This is a genomic window from Lysinibacillus sphaericus, assembly GCF_002982115.1.
GTDB classification, from domain to species: domain Bacteria; phylum Bacillota; class Bacilli; order Bacillales_A; family Planococcaceae; genus Lysinibacillus; species Lysinibacillus sphaericus.
The window spans coordinates 1510871-1527416 of the sequence record NZ_CP019980.1 but is presented as its reverse complement, the minus strand read 5'-3'; the positions used below and the strand labels follow the sequence as shown (position 1 = coordinate 1527416).

The window sequence follows — 16546 nt, the reverse complement described above, 5'->3', positions numbered from 1 at the left end:
GCAGTTAGTCCAGTCCACGCTCTTTTATTGCGCAAAAGGTGATACCATTTTTTTGAACTGCGCTAAGCTCGTTTGTTGATCGCTGTAAAGGCGTTTAATTTGGTAGATATCATCATATGGATTGTTGTAGCCAGGCTTTGTTGAAAATGCCATTGTAAACCCAGCTTCTTTCACCGCATAAATAATATTGGCATTATATTGACCAAATGGATAGGCAAAGGCTTTTGCATTCGGTATAAACGTTAAACTGCGCTTTAAATCTTCTACGACCTCATGGTAAGGAATCAACAACATTTTCCCTTTATTTCCAATCATATCGTGTAAATTATAGGTGTGCGATTCAAACGTAAAGACATCTTGCATATAATCCATATCTTGTTTTGACAGTGCTTGTAAATCATTATAATTAAACAGTTGTTCTGCAGGTGAATATTCATTGCGATACGTAATTAAAAATTGAGTTGCTTGAAATCCATAATTTTTTAATATTGGATAGGCATATTCTCTTGTAGATAATAAACCATCATCAAATGTCAAAACAATGGAATAAGCAGGCAATGTAATTTCATTGCGCATAAAGCGCACTAAATCATCCGTACTAACCGTTTCATATTTTTTATCTTTCAAATACTTCATTTCATGAGCAAATTGGGTATCTGTTATCGTTGTACTTACATTTTTAAAGCGTCCTAATTCATTCTCCTTTAAGAAATGATGGTACATCATAACAGGTACGCCACGATCTAATGCTACCTTAGAACTGTGAATATAACCTTCACGTCCACCTATTGTCGTAACATACCAATTCTGCTCTTTTCGTAAAATGGGGTAGCGTCGATTTACATCCAACTTTGCAAATGGCTGTAATTTTTTCGCTGTTCGATCGTAAATTTCATTATTCCCTGATATTGGGATGAAATACTGATTTTTTACTGCATTATCATTACCGCTATTTTTAAAAGACGGCGTATTGACAAATTTTATTTTTGATTTTTCCACATAAAGGAACGTTTTGCCCCACCGGACTTGAACATACATTTCATCTATAACATTGGCAATTTCTAACTGTTGCCCTTTTAACAGTGTCGCAATCGACATTGGTTGTTCTCGACGAAGATCATAGAGAACAGCATTTTCCAACGCTTCAATATAGCCATTTTGTTTACTTGGCGGGGTTGTTGGTGATGTTGGTGGTGTCGGCGTAGGTTTTTCAACCGGCTTTGTTGATGGATCAGTGGTGTCCTGCCCTTTTTCTTCTGTAACAAAATTACTATGTACAAAACCCAGTCGTCCGTTCACAGCAATTCCGTACCAACTGCCCATTTTACTATATAAGGGGAAACGAACACCTTCCGATAATGTTGCAAATTGCACTAGTTTGTTACCGGTATTATCATAAACAGGTGTTACCTTTGTTGCTACAATGTAATCTTTTACTTTGACAACAGAAGGTACGTTATTTTGATATGTCTTGGATGGAACAACAGTCGTGTATCGTTTATCTACATAACCGTAGTTACCTCCCCAACGAATTTGCCACCAATTAGGCCCATAATCTTTTGTCACTTCAAATGTTTGTCCTGCTGATAATGTTCCTACTTGTTCAAGTGAGCCTGAACGATTATCAAAGACAGTTGCTTCCTCATTCACTTGAATAACTATACTACTGGCATGTACCTTGTGCACGAATGGTAATAGCAGCATGAATAGGAGCAAGTACACAATGCGTTTCAATTTCTTCACCTCATAAAACTAATTTTTCTTATGATTCATCCATAAAATCATATGGAGATATGCCATCCATTCCAATCATTGGATGGATGGATGGTAAGGTTTCGACCGTTAGCTGTAGCACAGTCGTAGCATCCTCTTGTTGATTGTTCTCTTCATTTTGTTGCGTTTGCGTCTCCTCCACTAATATAACCTCATTAGATGCTTCCATTGGGTTAAGTCGTGCGCGCAGAGACGTGAAGCGTTGTAAATCGTCTGTTCGTTGTAAACCGCTAGCTAGCACATCTGGTTCACCACATAAAATTAAGAAATTTTTCGCACGTGTAATACCAGTATATAATAAATTACGACGTAGCATTTTCGAATAGCCACGCACCACTGGCATAATCACCGTTTGAAATTCTGAACCTTGTGATTTATGAATGGAGCAACAATAAGCCAATGTTAATTGATTAAGATCGCTGCGCTGATAAGTTACTTCAATTCCATCAAAAGACACGACAAGTAAATCCTGCTTCTCCACCGTTTCCTTTGCTTTAATAATACTAATGACTTCACCCATATCCCCATTAAAAACATTGCTTTCTGGCTGGTTTACAAGCTGTAATACTTTATCCTTTATGCGATACGTTACATCACCAAAGACAAGTTCCTTTCTTGTACCAGTATCATTCGGATTGACAAGCGCTTGAATCAATTTATTTAAGTTATCGATTCCGGCTGGTCCTTTATACATCGGTGCTAAAACTTGGATATTTCGGATTTCTTGCCCTTTTGCTACTGCACTTTTCACAACTTGTGTTACAACATTTGCCACTTGCTCTGAAGAAGCTTTAATAAAGGAACGATCCGATGTTTTCATCGTTAGATCATTTGGAATTGTACCACGTTTAATCTGATGGGCGAGTTCAATAATGGTTGAACCTTCCGCCTGACGATAAACATCTGTCAGTTCAACAGTCGGTATTTGTTGCGAAGCAAGTAAATCTTTGAGCACTTGTCCTGGACCTACTGGCGGTAGCTGATCTTGATCGCCAACAAAAACAACTTGCACATCCTCATGTAATGATTTTAATAATTGATGGGCAAGCCATGTATCTACCATGGACATTTCATCGACAATGATCAGTTTTCCAGTAACCTCTCGCTCCGTTTCTTCCTCTTTCTCCTGACCTGTAAAGCCTAATAAGCGGTGGATGGTCATCGCAGGTAGTTCCGTAGACTCAGCTAGACGTTTAGCTGCACGACCTGTTGGTGCACATAAAATAATAGGGAACGGCTCTTCTTTTTGCGCATATTCCTTTGGATTTAGTGCAAGGCCGTGAAGTTTGGCATATACTTCAACAATGCCCCTAACAACCGTCGTTTTTCCTGTACCAGGACCACCTGTTAAAATCATGACAGCTGAATTAAGTGCTTGTTCAATTGCAAAAGCTTGTGTTTCTGCATATGTGACACTTAACAATGCTTCTGTTTCGCCGATTGCCTTGCGAATTTCATCTTTACTAAAATGCTTCGCTTGACTATTGCGTTCCGTTAGCGCAATTATTTTTGAGGCAATACCAATCTCCGAAAAATATAGAGATGGCAAATATAGTCTCGTTTCTTCACCATAGATTTTATTTTCCTCACGCAAATCGATACATGCCTTGGAAATTGCTTCGTATGGTATTTCTTGGCGTTGACTTTGCTCCAGCATATCTTTCACTTGTGGTAATACATGTTCCGCATCTAAAAATACATGACCATCCGATAACGCTGCTGTATTTAGAATATGTAAAATAGCCGCCTTAATACGGTCAGGATGATTGCCTGTAATACCTAATTTTGCACCAAGCTCATCTGCCCGAAAGAAACCGACACCGTCCACATCTTCAATGAGTCGATAAGGGTTTTCAGTTAAAAAATCAATCGTCTCTGTACGATATGTTTGATATATTTTCATACCGAGCTGCGGGCCAAATCCCCATTCATTTAACTGAATCATAACCCGTTCCAATCCAAGATTTTGCTCAATGGTACGATGAATAACTTCCTTTTTTTCAGCAGATAGTCGTGGTACACCATCAAGGACATTCGGGTCTTCTAATATAAGACGGATTGTATTGGGTCCAAGTTTCTCTACAATTGTTTCAGCCGTTTTTTTTCCAATACCAACAAATAAATCACTCGATAAATAATGAACGATACCTTGCTCAGTTGCGGGCACTTCTTTTGTAAAGGTTTCAACTTGAAATTGTACACCATATTTTGGATGCTGTCTCATCGTTCCTGTAAAACGATATTGTTCGTCCATTTGCAATTGTGGGAAATAACCAACGACAATAATTTCCTTATCTTCATATTGCAAATTTGTTTCTTGAATTTTCACGCGCACAATAGAATACATATTTTGAACATTATGGAAAATAGAGACAATCGGACGTCCAAGAATAAATAGCTTATTCAGTTCAAATAAATCTAGATTTTCTGTCATTATCGATTCGTCTCCTTGCTTGTATATTTCAATCCTATTATTTTACCACAGCGCATGAAGAAAAATCGTTTTATCTAGAAAATCCTCAAATTTTTTAACATTATTTTGACAAATGATGAATTACGGCTATTTTAACACTAAGCATGCTATGATATACAGTAAGAATTTGTTGTTTGGAAGGATTGTGAAGCTAGTGGAATTTAGACCTTGCATCGATTTACATGATGGCAAAGTAAAACAAATTGTTGGAAGCACGCTAGGATATGCAGATCAAGAAGTTATCGAAAACTTCATTTCAGAATATGAGCCTAGTTATTATGCCAACATGTTTGCAAAAGATCAATTAGTAGGCGGGCATGTTATTATGCTTGGTAGTGGCAATGAACAAGCCGCACTAGCAGCCTTAACAGCGTACCCAGGAGGATTACAAGTCGGCGGTGGCATAACGACTGAAAACGCTAAAAAGTACATAGATGCAGGTGCTTCGCATGTAATCGTGACATCGTTTATCTTTCATGATGGACAACTCGACGTCAATCGCTTAGAGCAACTCGTTAAGCTAATCGGTAAAAAACATCTTGTAATCGATTTAAGTTGCCGGATGCGTGATGGAAAGTGGTTTGTAGTCACAGATAAATGGACAAAATTTAGTGATTTTGAAGTCAACCCACAAAACATTTCCTACATTGAAGAATTTTGTGATGAACTATTGATTCATGCAGTGGATGTTGAAGGAAAAAAAGGTGGGATGCAGGAAAGCTTAGTGCGAGATTTAGCAGCTTGGACATCTATTCCAACAACCTATGCAGGTGGCGTTCGTTCTTTAGAGGACTTAGAAAAATTCAAAGCCATTTCAAATGGAAAGCTACATGTCACAATCGGTAGCTCACTTTCTATTTTTGGTGGAGATTTACCTTATACGGAAGTTGTGAACTATTGTAAAAAAGGCGGGATACTGTGAAACTTATCTATAAAGATTATGTTTTTCCATTTAGAGAAACCAATTTAGAACGGATTATTGATGGCAAATATTTCAAAGTTAACACGTTAGATGATTCCTTATCATTACAGATTCAACTTGATAATGAACAAATGCTACTTGAGTTTTCAAAATCATTAAAAGCAACTTGTAGTTTCCTACGCGATCAAGAAAATGAGCCATATATTGGCACTTATATCGACTTGCAAATTTTTGTTGAAGAATTCAATAAGCGTTACAATTTAAATGCAAAAATTATTGTATAATAACCCAAACTATAGACAACATACTTGAGTGTTTTCTCTTAAAGTATGTTGTCTTTTTTTTGAAGAAAATGCATCTTGCACAGCAATGAGTGGAAACAGGACATACTAACAAGAAATTACACCTTTTCGTAGAGTGTAAATTTCTAATTTCCCGTCCTTTTTGTTAAGCTAAGAAAGAGAAATACATATGTTGTAGCCAATTAACCAATACGTGTCCTACCTCGCACTAAAAGAAAGGATTTTTTAAGATGACAAATGAACTTGAAGCCACAACTATTAAAACACTCCAAACAGAACTTACTCGCTTCTTCCTAGCTTATAAATTTGCGTTAAACGAAGTGGAAACAAAAATCAATATTTTGCAAGAAGAATTTAAGCTTATGCACGAATATAATCCAATTGAACATGTCTCCACTCGAGTGAAGTCACCAAAAAGCATCTTATTAAAGATGAAGAAAAAAGAGCTGACACCTGCCATCGATAGTATTCGCGAAAATATTCGGGATATAGCAGGCGTCCGTATTACGTGCTCCTTTGTAGAAGATATTTATAAAGTAAGTGCGATGTTGCAAGCACAAAATGATATTGAAATAGTGGACGTAAAAGACTACATCGCGTATCCAAAAGAGAATGGCTATCAAAGCCTACATCTTATTATTAAAATTCCAATTTTCATGTCCGATCGAATGGAAAAAGTCTATACGGAAATTCAAATACGAACGATTGCAATGGATTTTTGGGCAAGTCTCGAGCATAAAATTTACTATAAATACAATAAGGAAGTGCCTGCACATATTCGTAAGGAACTAAAAGAAGCGGCATTACAAGCTGCTGAATTAGATCGTAAAATGGAACGTCTCAATAAAGAAATCAATATTTTAAAGGCTAATGATACTGAATCGTCCCTGTTAGACACAACACCTATTGCGCATTTAGCACAATACTTATCACAACTGACATTTGACAGCGCAGTTAAAGACAACAAATAATGACTCAAGCAAATAAAAAGTGATAGATTGACTGCCGTCAATCTATCACTTTTTTGTTACCATTGATGCCTGCTTCGACGGCGCTTTCCGCTCAGTACAGTAAGCCGCAACCCTCGCTAGTGCGCGAAATGCCCGAGCAGGAGTCTGCCTTCGCTACCATCAACTAGCGTTCTATTCTTGCAAAAGAAAGAATGGCTGACAACTTTGTCCTTGTTTCATCTCTTCAAGTTTTGTCTCGCCCGCTTTAATTAAATCGTTGTGCAATCATATCGTAAATATAACGAGCTTGATCGTATTCAGGTTGAATGGTAAATGCCTGCTTTAAATGGTACATCGCATCTTCTGTTTGTTCAGTGGATACAGCATACAGCACACCTAAGTTATAATGAGCATCTGCATTATTCCAATCCTGTTCGATTAAATAATCTAACTCCTTCTTACCTTCCTCGAACATTTCTAATGCACAGAGCACGATTGCATATGCTAGGCGAATTTGTGTATCCTCTGGTGCAATTTCTGCCGCACGTTGTAAGTATGGCAAAGCAAGCTTCGGATTTTCCATTCGTTCAAAGCACTTGCCCATCATATAATAAACATCCGCACCTGCAATTTTATGCTTCACAGCTTGTTCATAAAGTTTTAACGCCTCGGCATAACGTTCCGCATTATAATATAAATTAGCTAAACCATAATAAGCTGTAGCTGCCGTTTCATCTACAGTAATTGCTTTTTGAAAAAAACGCTCTGCTCGTTCTGTATCTTCTAAGACCGCCAATAAATTCCCAAAATTCACATAGCCAATTGCATTTTCAGGCTCTGCTTCAATTGCTTTGGTAAAAAGCTGTGCAGCATCCTCATAACGTTTCTCTTGAAACGCTAGTATTCCTTGCTCGTTAAAATCCAAATCATTTCACCTCTATGTAGCGAAAAGACTGCACATCTGATCGCTCTTTCGTGTACACCAAGGTTATTTGCTCGATGCACTTTAAAGTTTAGCGTCGCAGTCTTTTTCGCGAGTTATCCAACGTATGTTAGTTTTTCATTGTTTTTAAAAACTTCATCAATTGTACCGCCACCTAAGCAAACTTCACCGTCATATAAAACAACAGCCTGTCCAGGTGTTATAGCACGTACAGGTTCTGCAAACACAATATGTGTACGACCATCTTCTAAAATTTCTACCTCTACAGGAGTATCTGTTTGACGATAGCGGAATTTCGCAGTACAAGAAAATTTCCCGGGCAATTTTTTTGTCGAAGTATAGCCCATTTTTACTGCTGTTAGCGATGTTGAGTATAAAGCATCATGGTGGAATCCTTGACCGACAAGCAACACATTACGTTCTAAATCTTTTCCAAGGACAAACCATGGCTCACCGTCTCCACCTATGCCAAGACCATGACGTTGACCTAATGTATAGTACATTAACCCATCATGTTGCCCCATTACTACGCCATCCATCGTTTCCATTTTGCCAGGTTGAGCAGGTAAATATTGACTTAAAAACTCTTTGAAATTACGCTCTCCGATAAAGCAAATACCTGTTGAATCCTTTTTCTTAGCTGTAGCAAGCCCTGCTTCTTCTGCAATTTTACGCACTTCTTTTTTCTCGATATCCCCAATTGGGAACATAACATGCGCTAATTGCTCCTGTGATAGTTGGTTAAGGAAATACGTTTGGTCCTTATTATCATCTACACCACGAAGCATACGTACTTCGCCATCCCCACTGCGATCAATACGTGCATAGTGACCTGTTGCTAGATAATCTGCACCAAGATTCATGGCATGCTCTAGGAATGCTTTAAATTTAATTTCTTTATTGCACATTACATCCGGGTTTGGTGTGCGTCCCGCTTTATATTCTTCTAAAAAGTATGTGAAAACTTTATCCCAATATTGCTTTTCAAAATTGACAGCATAATAAGGAATACCGATTTGATTACATACTTTAATTACATCTTCGTAATCTTCTGTCGCGGTACAAACGCCATTTTCGTCTGTATCATCCCAGTTTTTCATAAAAATACCAATTACTTCATACCCTTGTTGCTTTAACAAATAGGCAGCAACGGAAGAGTCTACCCCACCTGACATGCCGACGACGACACGGATTTGTGATGGGTCACGTGTTTCGATCATTGTGGTCACCTTTTCTTTTATTCAATTCATTTAAACCTTACTTTTTGGCTTTATTTATAGTAAAAGCTTCTTTGATAAGGGTTTAAAGTTATCTTTTGTAGCAAATTATTTTGCCAATTTTTTCACAATCGTAGCTGTTTTTTCTGCTGCTTGACGTACATCTTCTTCAGTTAGTCCTTGGCCAAAGCTAAAGCGAATAGAGTTTCGCAACTCATCTGCCCCTTTTCCATACATCGCTACTAACACATGTGAAGGATCAATAGTACCTGCTGTGCAGGCAGAGCCACTGGATGCGTAAATGCCAGCCATATCTAGGTTCACTAAAAATGACTCTACCTCCATATTAGCAAAACTAATATTTAATACGTGCGGCAGGACATTTTGAGGATCACCATTGACATGAAATGCTAACTTTTCATGTGAAAAAACATCCAACATAATTTGTTTAAAGCGATTGTACAGTGCTCGCTTACTTTCGCGCAACTCACTTGCATTTTGAGCAGCTGTAGCAAAGCCAATAGCAGCAGGAATATTTTCCGTACCTGCACGACGTTTTTTCTCTTGTGAACCGCCAAATGCATAGCTTGCAAGTGGTGTACCTGTCTTTTGATAAAGGAAACCAATTCCTTTTGGTCCATTAATTTTGTGCGCTGAGACACTTAATAAATCAACCTGCAAAGCAGTTACATCAATGTTTTCTAAGCCGTAAGCCTGTACGGCATCCGTATGGAACGTCGCTTTATGTTCCCGTAACAACTGACCAATTTCAGCAATTGGTTGAATTGAACCCACTTCGTTATTCCCGTACATAATTGTTACTAAAATTGTATCTTCACGTAGCGCTTGTCGCACCGCTTCTACAGTTATGCGCCCGTTGGCATCTACTGGTAAATAGGTCACTTCAAAGCCATCTTTCTCCAACTTCTCACAAGTATGTAACACCGCATGATGCTCAATCTGAGTTGTAATAATATGCTTACCTTCATGAGCACGAGCATTAGCTGTGCCAATAATTGCCGTATTATCCGCTTCCGTACCGCCACTTGTTAAAATAATTTCCGTTGGCTTTGCTCCAATGGATTGTGCCAATATATCACGTGCCTGATCTAAATATTTTCGCGCCTCACGCCCAGCGCCGTGAATACTCGATGCATTGCCAAATACATTACGCATCGCTAAAGTCATGGCGTCTATTACCTTGTCATTCATCGGAGATGTAGCCGCATGATCAAGATAGATGTTTGCATTCATGTTGAAAACTCCTTTATACAAAAACACTAAAGTACTGTCTATTCCCAAGAGGCGAAAACGCTGCATGTTAAATGGTCCATCTTTGCACAACATGCAGAGTGGCGAAAACATGGCAGCATATAAACCGTTGGAGGTGCTTTAGTCTAATAAAATTAAATATAGAACATATAGCCGTCTACTACATTTTCCTCTGTATACTGAGCTAGATCTTCAATAGTCGTAGTATCTAATACATTTTTTACTGCATCACGAATTCGTAGCCATAGCTCTCGTTGAGGTGCTTCCTCATTTTCAATACCTTCTACAGGCTGGATTGGCCCTTCTAATACACTGATAACGTTTGCTGCTGAAATCTCACTAGGTGGATTCGCTAGCATATAACCGCCATACGCTCCACGTACACTTTTTACCAATCCTGAATTACGTAATGGAGACACAAGTTGCTCTAGGTACGCTTCCGAAAGCTCTTTTTCAGCAGCAATTTTACGAAGCGGAATTGGACCTTCTCCATAATGTTTTGCCAATTCAATCATAATCGTGAGACCATAACGGCCTTTTGTAGAAATTTTCATTTTATCACCCTCAATTAGTCTAGTCAAAATACTACCAACAGTATATCATAATCTCCTCTTGAAGAACTCGGAAATACTCTTGGAAGGTTATGATATACTATAATTTAGAACAAACGTACGAAAGGGGATAATGTTTTGCATAATGAACCACTCGCTTATCGGATGCGTCCATTAACGCTTGATGAAATCGTTGGTCAACAAGATTTTGTCGGTCCTGATACGGCTTTATATAAAATGATTCAAAATGGACATGTTCCTTCTATGCTACTGTACGGTGAGCCAGGTATAGGGAAGACATCGATAGCCAATGCCATCGCAGGTAGCTCAAAACTCCCTTTTTTTGCACTAAATGCAACACGTGCTGGCAAAAAGGATGTTGAAGATATTGTACAAGAAGCGAGAATTTCAGGAAAAGTCTTATTGTTTTTGGATGAGATTCATCGCTTCAATAAATTACAGCAGGATACTTTATTACCACATGTAGAAAATGGCTCTATCGTTTTAATCGGGGCTACAACAGAAAACCCCTATCATGATGTTAACCCAGCCATTCGTTCGCGTTGCGGTGAAATTCATCAGTTAAAAAAATTAACTACAGCTAACTTAGTAGAACTTATTCAAAAAGCACTTGCTGATGACAAACGGGGACTAGGGAAATATCATTTTGTACTAACAGCAACTCAAATCGAGCAAATCGCCACTGCAGCTCACGGAGATGCACGCAAGGCATTAACTTTGCTAGAGTCGCTTTATTATGCAAGTGATGAAGTGAACGGACAAACGATTGCTTCTGACCATATTTTAGAACATTTGATTGGTCGAATTGGTGTCTACGGAGATAAGAATGGTTCACATTTCTATAACTTGCTCTCGGCTTTGCAAAAATCCGTCCGTGGCAGTGATACAAATGCAGCGTTGTATTATTTAGCACATTTACTTGAAACAGGTGATTTAGTTGCCGTAAGTCGCCGACTCCTTGTTATGGCGTACGAAGATATTGGTCTTGCTAACCCTCAAGTTGGTACACATATGCTTGCAGCTATTCAGGCAGCAGAGCGTCTAGGGTTACCTGAAGCACGGATTCCACTTGCTAGCGCTGTTATTGAAATGTGCCTTGCATCAAAATCAAATTCAGCCATTTCCGCAATAGATGCTGCAATTGCAAGCATCCATGCAGGTAAAACAGGAGAGATTCCGCTACATTTACGCGATACACATTATGAAGGTGCCAAAGATTTAGGGCATGTGGGCTACCAATATCCGCATAACAACCCTATTGGGACATTTGGTGGCTGGGTAGACCAACAATATTTACCAGATGAACTTGTAGGGACAGAGTTTTATAAGCCCGTTATTGCAGGAGAGGAAAAACGGATGGCAAGTATATACAACAAGCTTAAATCATTCCATAATTAGTGCCAGGCACTGAAACAATTATGAAAATTTGTTGAAGCCATGCCTGCAAGGCTTCAAAGCAGTCATCGGCTTCTCTCAAAAGAAAAACTGTAGACAACAGGACATTCTTTGTTTGTCTACAGTTTGCCTGTCAGGCTTCTTCCTAAACATCTTCACAATATTAAAAACCATTGTCGTTTTAAAGTTCGACAATGGTAGATAGTTATTTCTTAATATATTTTTTAAGCTATTTCTTTCTCTACAAACAATTTAAAGCGTTGTAAACACTGTTTAGCGTCACCTTGTTGAGCAAGCACTTCATCTCTTAAAGCAGATACTTTCTCATAATCTTCTACGACATCCCCGTACAACGCAAAAATGGCCGTTAAAAATTCCTCATTCTCTTCCTGTTCAATACTCGGTAAAGAATAGGCCGCAATCGTTAATAAACTTTCTACTTTTTCTGGTGTTTTTTGTAGCTCATTGGACGCATAAAAAATGGATGCAGCTAAGAAATAACATAACTTTGCACTGCAATCTATAAACAAATGCCAATATGTATTGGCTTTCGGAAGTTCTCCTGCTCTTGCCCCTAAGTATTCCTTATAAAACGTAGTAACCTGTGTATATAAAGGCGTTAAAGATCGCATAGCCTTTGTGTAATTATTAGACGTATCCAAATAGTCAAATACAATACTATTCATTTTTTCTTGAAGCTTTACTATATCTAAGTGATCACGAATTACTTGTATTTCCATTTTCCACTCTCCCATGTTCTCATTTGTTTTGGCAAACGCCATTTCTACTCCCCTTAAGCAGATTTGAACATTCCAAACAAAGCGACCTTTTGTATATATATATTGGAATTATTCAAATTATAGCAATAAACCAAAAGAAGAAGTGAGCTCATGAAAAAAATAAGGCAATTTCGTGAATTGTTAGCATTTTGTGTACGTAAGATTAATTATTTTGGTAAAATTAAACTCTTTGTAAATAGTAGTCAAACAAAAATTGTTCTTTGTCTCGATCAATTATTTCAATAATGCAACCGTTGGCATATTTTTTTATTCTTTGTTTCGGACTATAAAAATACACATTATTTGTAATTAACCATTGGCTTAACGTCAGCTCCGTTGCTGGTTGCTGTTCTGTTAAAATCCTTTTGTGGCGAAGTATATCCGCCATTTTGTAAAAACCATCTGATAATTCATAAGCAGATACATCAAAATTAAAAACAGGTGTCACAACCTGTCCAACATCATAAATATGTATCGTCTTGTTCGCCTCATCAATCGCTAATTCCACTGTGCTAATTTCATCGAATAGATTTAAGCCTCTATATTCCATTTGATAAATTTGCTCCATTATTAATGAATGCCCCCTCTTTTTTAACAGCCCTATTGTATCATAGAAAAAGTGAGCATCAGCCGCATAAATAACATAAGGGAGCATTTTACGTCATTTCTCCTACTGATAGTCATGCCGTAAAAGAAAAGAATCTGCAAGCCATTTTAGGAAAAAGCCAGCCAAACTCGTATTCACAGACACGCTGTGCCCATGTAAGCTCACTGTTCCTAATGGAAAACTTTACAGATTCCTCTTCTAATTAGCATTTTTAAATTGCTAAATTATAGATAAACTACATGTTGCTTGAACGGGGTTTATCCTTGCACGCGGGTAATTTTCACGTCTTCCACAATTTTATTGACTACCCAACTTGCCGCTATTAAACCTGCAACAGAGGGTACAAACGCGTTAGAAGATGGTGGCATTTTCGCTTTGCGGATAGCTGCATCTGGTTTTCCCACATGCTCTACGACATCTGGACGTACAACAATTGGGCTTTCATCCGAGAATACAACGGTTACGCCTTTATGAATACCATCTTTTCGTAATTTTGTACGAATCACTTTTGCTAATGGGTCTGTATGTGTTTTGGAAATATCAGCAATTTTAAAGCGTGTAGGGTCCATTTTATTGGCGGCGCCCATACTTGAAATAATAGGAATGTTACGCTTTAAGCATTCTTTCATAATGTGAATTTTATAAATTACCGTATCGCTCGCGTCGATAACATAATCGATTCCTTGTGCAAAAAATTGCTCATACGTTTCTTCTGTGTAAAACATATGCATATCAATCACTTCACATTCTGGATTAATATCTGCAATTCGCTCTTTCATCACACCAGATTTGGATTTTCCTACTGTTGAAAGATACGCTACTAATTGACGGTTAACATTTGTAATATCTACATTATCCTTATCAACTAAAATAATGCGTCCAATACCACTTCTAGCACATGCCTCGGCAGCAAATGAGCCCACGCCACCTACACCTAAAATGGCTACGGTTGTATTTTTTAATTTTTCGAGTCCTTCAGTACCTATCGCGAGCTCGTTACGAGAAAATTGATGTAACATCCTTACACTCTCCATCTATCGAATTTTTATTAGTAAACCTAGTTATATACTAAGATAAAATCAAACCTATATTACATTTTATCATGATATTGTTCAAGTGGAAATTCTCAAAAGTATTATGCTACCGTATAAGTAAAAATTCGCATAGACATCTAAAGAGCATCGTAAAATCGTTGATTTAGTAAACACCCCATGTTGCATAGTTAGCCTGAAACGCTTCAATAAATGATCTATCCAATGGAACGCGGGCCATTTTAAACGCTCCTATACCAGCTCCTCCAATCGGCTCTAAAACAGGTAAAATAAAGTGCAGTGGCATCTGCTCATCTAACGCTAATTGTTCAAGCTGTGACACGAGCATCGGGTTATTTGCAAATACGCCACCCGCTAAAACTACCGGTACATGCTCTTGCCTCCATGCCATATTCACATAGCAAGTTTTGATTGCCTTGTAATACTTCACACAAGCCTCTCGCATAATGTGATTGGCTACAGTATCTCCTTTTGCTGCCACTTGAAAGACATATTTGCTAAGTGGAGCAATCACTGTTCTTGGATGTGCCACTCCATAAATACACTCTATTAATTGTGGAACATGGTCAACAGTGAAATGTTGTAACACGACATCCGTTAAGGCTGTCGGTGTGGCTCGCTGATCATAGCTTTGAAAAACGGCCTTTAGCGTTTCAACCCCTAAATCATAACCGCTACCCTCATCATCAAAAAGATATCCCCAACCACCGACACGATTGCTCGTACCCTGATAGTTAAACCCCATCGTAATTGCACCTGTCCCAGCAATTTGCACGATGCCTTCTTGTCCTAACGTCCCAGCATAGAGCGCAATTAAGGCATCGTTTTCAATGATAACTGTCGTAGCCTTATGAACATATTGCCGAATAATTCGTTCTACTACGTCTTCTACTTGCTGTTCCTTCACTCCAGCCATACCAACAAAGCAACTATGTATTGCTGAAAATATTTGTGGCGCTTGTTGTTGCAGTTGCTGCAATAGTCCATGCAGTGTCGACTCAAAATGTTGCCTATCCATCGCAGTCGGATTACTACGTGATGTCACTACTTTGCCATACAAATTGCCATGCTCATCACAAATAACGGCACAGGTTTTTGTACCGCCTCCATCTATCGCTAGTACGTACATTCTATTTACTCCTTTCGATATAAAAAAGGATTAAGCACAGTCTACTGTCGGCTTAATCCCCTCCTGTTTCAATTATTTTGTAAAGCCGAACGACGCCCAAGGTTGAATTTGAGATAATAAGAAGCGTTCTTCTTCCACGACCTTTGCCACTATATTTGTAGAGCCTGTATTGGGCATTGCTTTTAACACTACTTGTAGTTCACCTTTATAGCGCACATCTAAATTATTATCGATTGTTACATCACCTAACTGTAATGGGTGTGTATCATGAGCTGGAAAATCACCATTTTTATATTTCACGCGCGATTGGGTACTTCGAATAACATAGTCCGATACATCACCCCGATTAAAATGGGGCTCTTTAAATAACACCGCTTGTTCTAAAATAGTTGTTTCGGAAGATGGGACAATCTTTAGCTCTAGCTTATTGCGATTTAATTGGCCTAATGCGCTAAGTTCTTCCTTTGAAGCATACATATTACCAATAATACAATCATCAATTAAGCCTGTATGCCATAAATCTTTCGCCTGCACAGTTATTGGTAGATCGCGATGCTCTTCTAATGTTGGTAAACCATGCTCTGTTTTTTCCCAAGGACCATACACTGCATGTTGAGAAGAAATCATCGCCGCTGTTCGTATATGGTTTGCTTTAAAATTTTTGGATGTTGCTAAAAAATGTTGTCGTGATAGTCCCGTATAGCGTCGTGGATAAAAGTTATGACAGCCTATAATATGATTACGGTTCGGTTGATAGGATAAAATATTATCCACATATTTCGTACCATTACTAATATTGAGCTCAATGTTTAACTCACTATTATCTAATGACATCAATGCTTCCTCATGACCTGAAAATCCCATATCTAGGCGCAATGTCGCTAGATGGTAGTGTTCTTTAAAATAAGCAATATTTTTATACGTTAAGCCTAAATCTTCAAAAACTGCTGGTGCAATATCCGCTGAAATAGCAAAGCCTAGCTGTTTTGCAAAATAATTGATTTGCTGTAACTTACGTTTCTCTTTGTCATCCTTTAAAGACAAAAGACATGTAAATATACGGTCAAAACCATTATCATGCGCTAGCTGCACATACTGTTGCATTTCTTCTAGCGTGCTATGCTGTGGGTATAGTGAAATTCCTAACCTTCTCAAATGAC

At 38.2% G+C, this 16546-nt stretch carries 15 protein-coding genes; 4 read left to right on the top strand and 11 right to left on the bottom strand.

What is annotated here, in order from left to right:
- Positions 1-24: 24 nt before the first annotated feature.
- Positions 25-1734, bottom strand: a complete 1710-nt coding sequence (locus tag LS41612_RS07605) for a polysaccharide deacetylase family protein (RefSeq protein ID WP_024363121.1) — start codon at positions 1732-1734, stop codon at positions 25-27.
- A 28-nt stretch (positions 1735-1762) separates the two neighbouring features.
- Positions 1763-4207 carry an SF1B family DNA helicase RecD2 gene (gene recD2 / locus LS41612_RS07600; protein ID WP_024363122.1) on the bottom strand — a complete coding sequence of 815 codons (2445 nt, stop codon included), beginning with the start codon at positions 4205-4207 and terminating at the stop codon, positions 1763-1765.
- A gap of 193 nt (positions 4208-4400) precedes the next feature.
- On the opposite strand from recD2, the gene hisA reads away from it, so the two are divergent.
- The 3 genes from hisA (at position 4401) to LS41612_RS07585 (ending at position 6441) form a co-directional block, all read left to right on the top strand.
- Entirely contained in the window at positions 4401-5168 is a 768-nt protein-coding gene (gene hisA / locus LS41612_RS07595; RefSeq protein WP_024363123.1) for a phosphoribosylformimino-5-aminoimidazole carboxamide ribotide isomerase, read from the top strand.
- Positions 5165-5452, top strand: a complete 288-nt coding sequence (locus LS41612_RS07590; protein WP_024363124.1) for a hypothetical protein — start codon at positions 5165-5167, stop codon at positions 5450-5452. The genes hisA and LS41612_RS07590 overlap by 4 nt, the downstream gene beginning before the upstream one ends.
- A gap of 248 nt (positions 5453-5700) precedes the next feature.
- Positions 5701-6441 (top strand): GTP pyrophosphokinase, encoded by a 741-nt coding sequence (locus LS41612_RS07585; protein ID WP_024363125.1) that lies wholly within the window; start codon positions 5701-5703, stop codon positions 6439-6441.
- Between the two features lie 244 nt (positions 6442-6685).
- Here the strand turns inward: LS41612_RS07585 and LS41612_RS07580 are convergent, their stop codons facing one another.
- From LS41612_RS07580 to cymR, 4 genes are all read right to left on the bottom strand, one after another.
- Complete coding sequence (locus tag LS41612_RS07580) at positions 6686-7345, bottom strand: tetratricopeptide repeat protein (RefSeq protein WP_024363126.1); 660 nt, start codon at positions 7343-7345, stop codon at positions 6686-6688.
- A 113-nt stretch (positions 7346-7458) separates the two neighbouring features.
- Positions 7459-8583 (bottom strand): tRNA 2-thiouridine(34) synthase MnmA, encoded by a 1125-nt coding sequence (gene mnmA, locus LS41612_RS07575; RefSeq protein WP_024363127.1) that lies wholly within the window; start codon positions 8581-8583, stop codon positions 7459-7461.
- A 105-nt stretch (positions 8584-8688) separates the two neighbouring features.
- Positions 8689-9834, bottom strand: coding sequence for a cysteine desulfurase family protein (locus tag LS41612_RS07570; RefSeq protein ID WP_024363128.1), 1146 nt, complete (start codon positions 9832-9834; stop codon positions 8689-8691).
- Positions 9835-9986: 152 nt separating this feature from the next.
- Complete coding sequence (gene cymR, locus LS41612_RS07565) at positions 9987-10406, bottom strand: cysteine metabolism transcriptional regulator CymR (RefSeq protein ID WP_024363129.1); 420 nt, start codon at positions 10404-10406, stop codon at positions 9987-9989.
- Between the two features lie 135 nt (positions 10407-10541).
- On the opposite strand from cymR, the gene LS41612_RS07560 reads away from it, so the two are divergent.
- Complete coding sequence (locus LS41612_RS07560; RefSeq protein WP_024363130.1) at positions 10542-11822, top strand: replication-associated recombination protein A; 1281 nt, start codon at positions 10542-10544, stop codon at positions 11820-11822.
- A gap of 221 nt (positions 11823-12043) precedes the next feature.
- On the opposite strand, the gene LS41612_RS07555 is transcribed toward LS41612_RS07560, so the two are convergent.
- The 5 genes from LS41612_RS07555 to LS41612_RS07535 form a co-directional block, all read right to left on the bottom strand.
- Complete coding sequence (locus LS41612_RS07555; RefSeq protein WP_229387189.1) at positions 12044-12601, bottom strand: hypothetical protein; 558 nt, start codon at positions 12599-12601, stop codon at positions 12044-12046.
- A gap of 178 nt (positions 12602-12779) precedes the next feature.
- Positions 12780-13166, bottom strand: a complete 387-nt coding sequence (locus tag LS41612_RS07550) for a hypothetical protein (RefSeq protein WP_024363132.1) — start codon at positions 13164-13166, stop codon at positions 12780-12782.
- A 296-nt stretch (positions 13167-13462) separates the two neighbouring features.
- Complete coding sequence (locus LS41612_RS07545) at positions 13463-14224, bottom strand: tRNA threonylcarbamoyladenosine dehydratase (protein WP_024363133.1); 762 nt, start codon at positions 14222-14224, stop codon at positions 13463-13465.
- A gap of 178 nt (positions 14225-14402) precedes the next feature.
- Positions 14403-15386: an N-acetylglucosamine kinase gene (locus LS41612_RS07540; RefSeq protein WP_024363134.1), complete on the bottom strand. Its 984-nt coding sequence runs from the start codon at positions 15384-15386 to the stop codon at positions 14403-14405.
- Positions 15387-15458: 72 nt separating this feature from the next.
- Positions 15459-16541: a DUF871 domain-containing protein gene (locus tag LS41612_RS07535; protein WP_024363135.1), complete on the bottom strand. Its 1083-nt coding sequence runs from the start codon at positions 16539-16541 to the stop codon at positions 15459-15461.
- Positions 16542-16546 lie beyond the last annotated feature (5 nt).

Coding starts and splice junctions, on each gene's coding strand:
- recD2 (WP_024363122.1), bottom strand. CDS start 4,207: ATGACAGAAAATCTAGATTTATTTGAACTGAATAAGCTATTTATTCTT.
- LS41612_RS07585 (WP_024363125.1), top strand. CDS start 5,701: ATGACAAATGAACTTGAAGCCACAACTATTAAAACACTCCAAACAGAA.
- mnmA (WP_024363127.1), bottom strand. CDS start 8,583: ATGATCGAAACACGTGACCCATCACAAATCCGTGTCGTCGTCGGCATG.
- LS41612_RS07570 (WP_024363128.1), bottom strand. CDS start 9,834: ATGAATGCAAACATCTATCTTGATCATGCGGCTACATCTCCGATGAAT.
- cymR (WP_024363129.1), bottom strand. CDS start 10,406: ATGAAAATTTCTACAAAAGGCCGTTATGGTCTCACGATTATGATTGAA.
- LS41612_RS07555 (WP_229387189.1), bottom strand. CDS start 12,601: ATGGCGTTTGCCAAAACAAATGAGAACATGGGAGAGTGGAAAATGGAA.
- LS41612_RS07550 (WP_024363132.1), bottom strand. CDS start 13,166: ATGGAGCAAATTTATCAAATGGAATATAGAGGCTTAAATCTATTCGAT.
- LS41612_RS07545 (WP_024363133.1), bottom strand. CDS start 14,224: ATGTTACATCAATTTTCTCGTAACGAGCTCGCGATAGGTACTGAAGGA.
- LS41612_RS07540 (WP_024363134.1), bottom strand. CDS start 15,386: ATGTACGTACTAGCGATAGATGGAGGCGGTACAAAAACCTGTGCCGTT.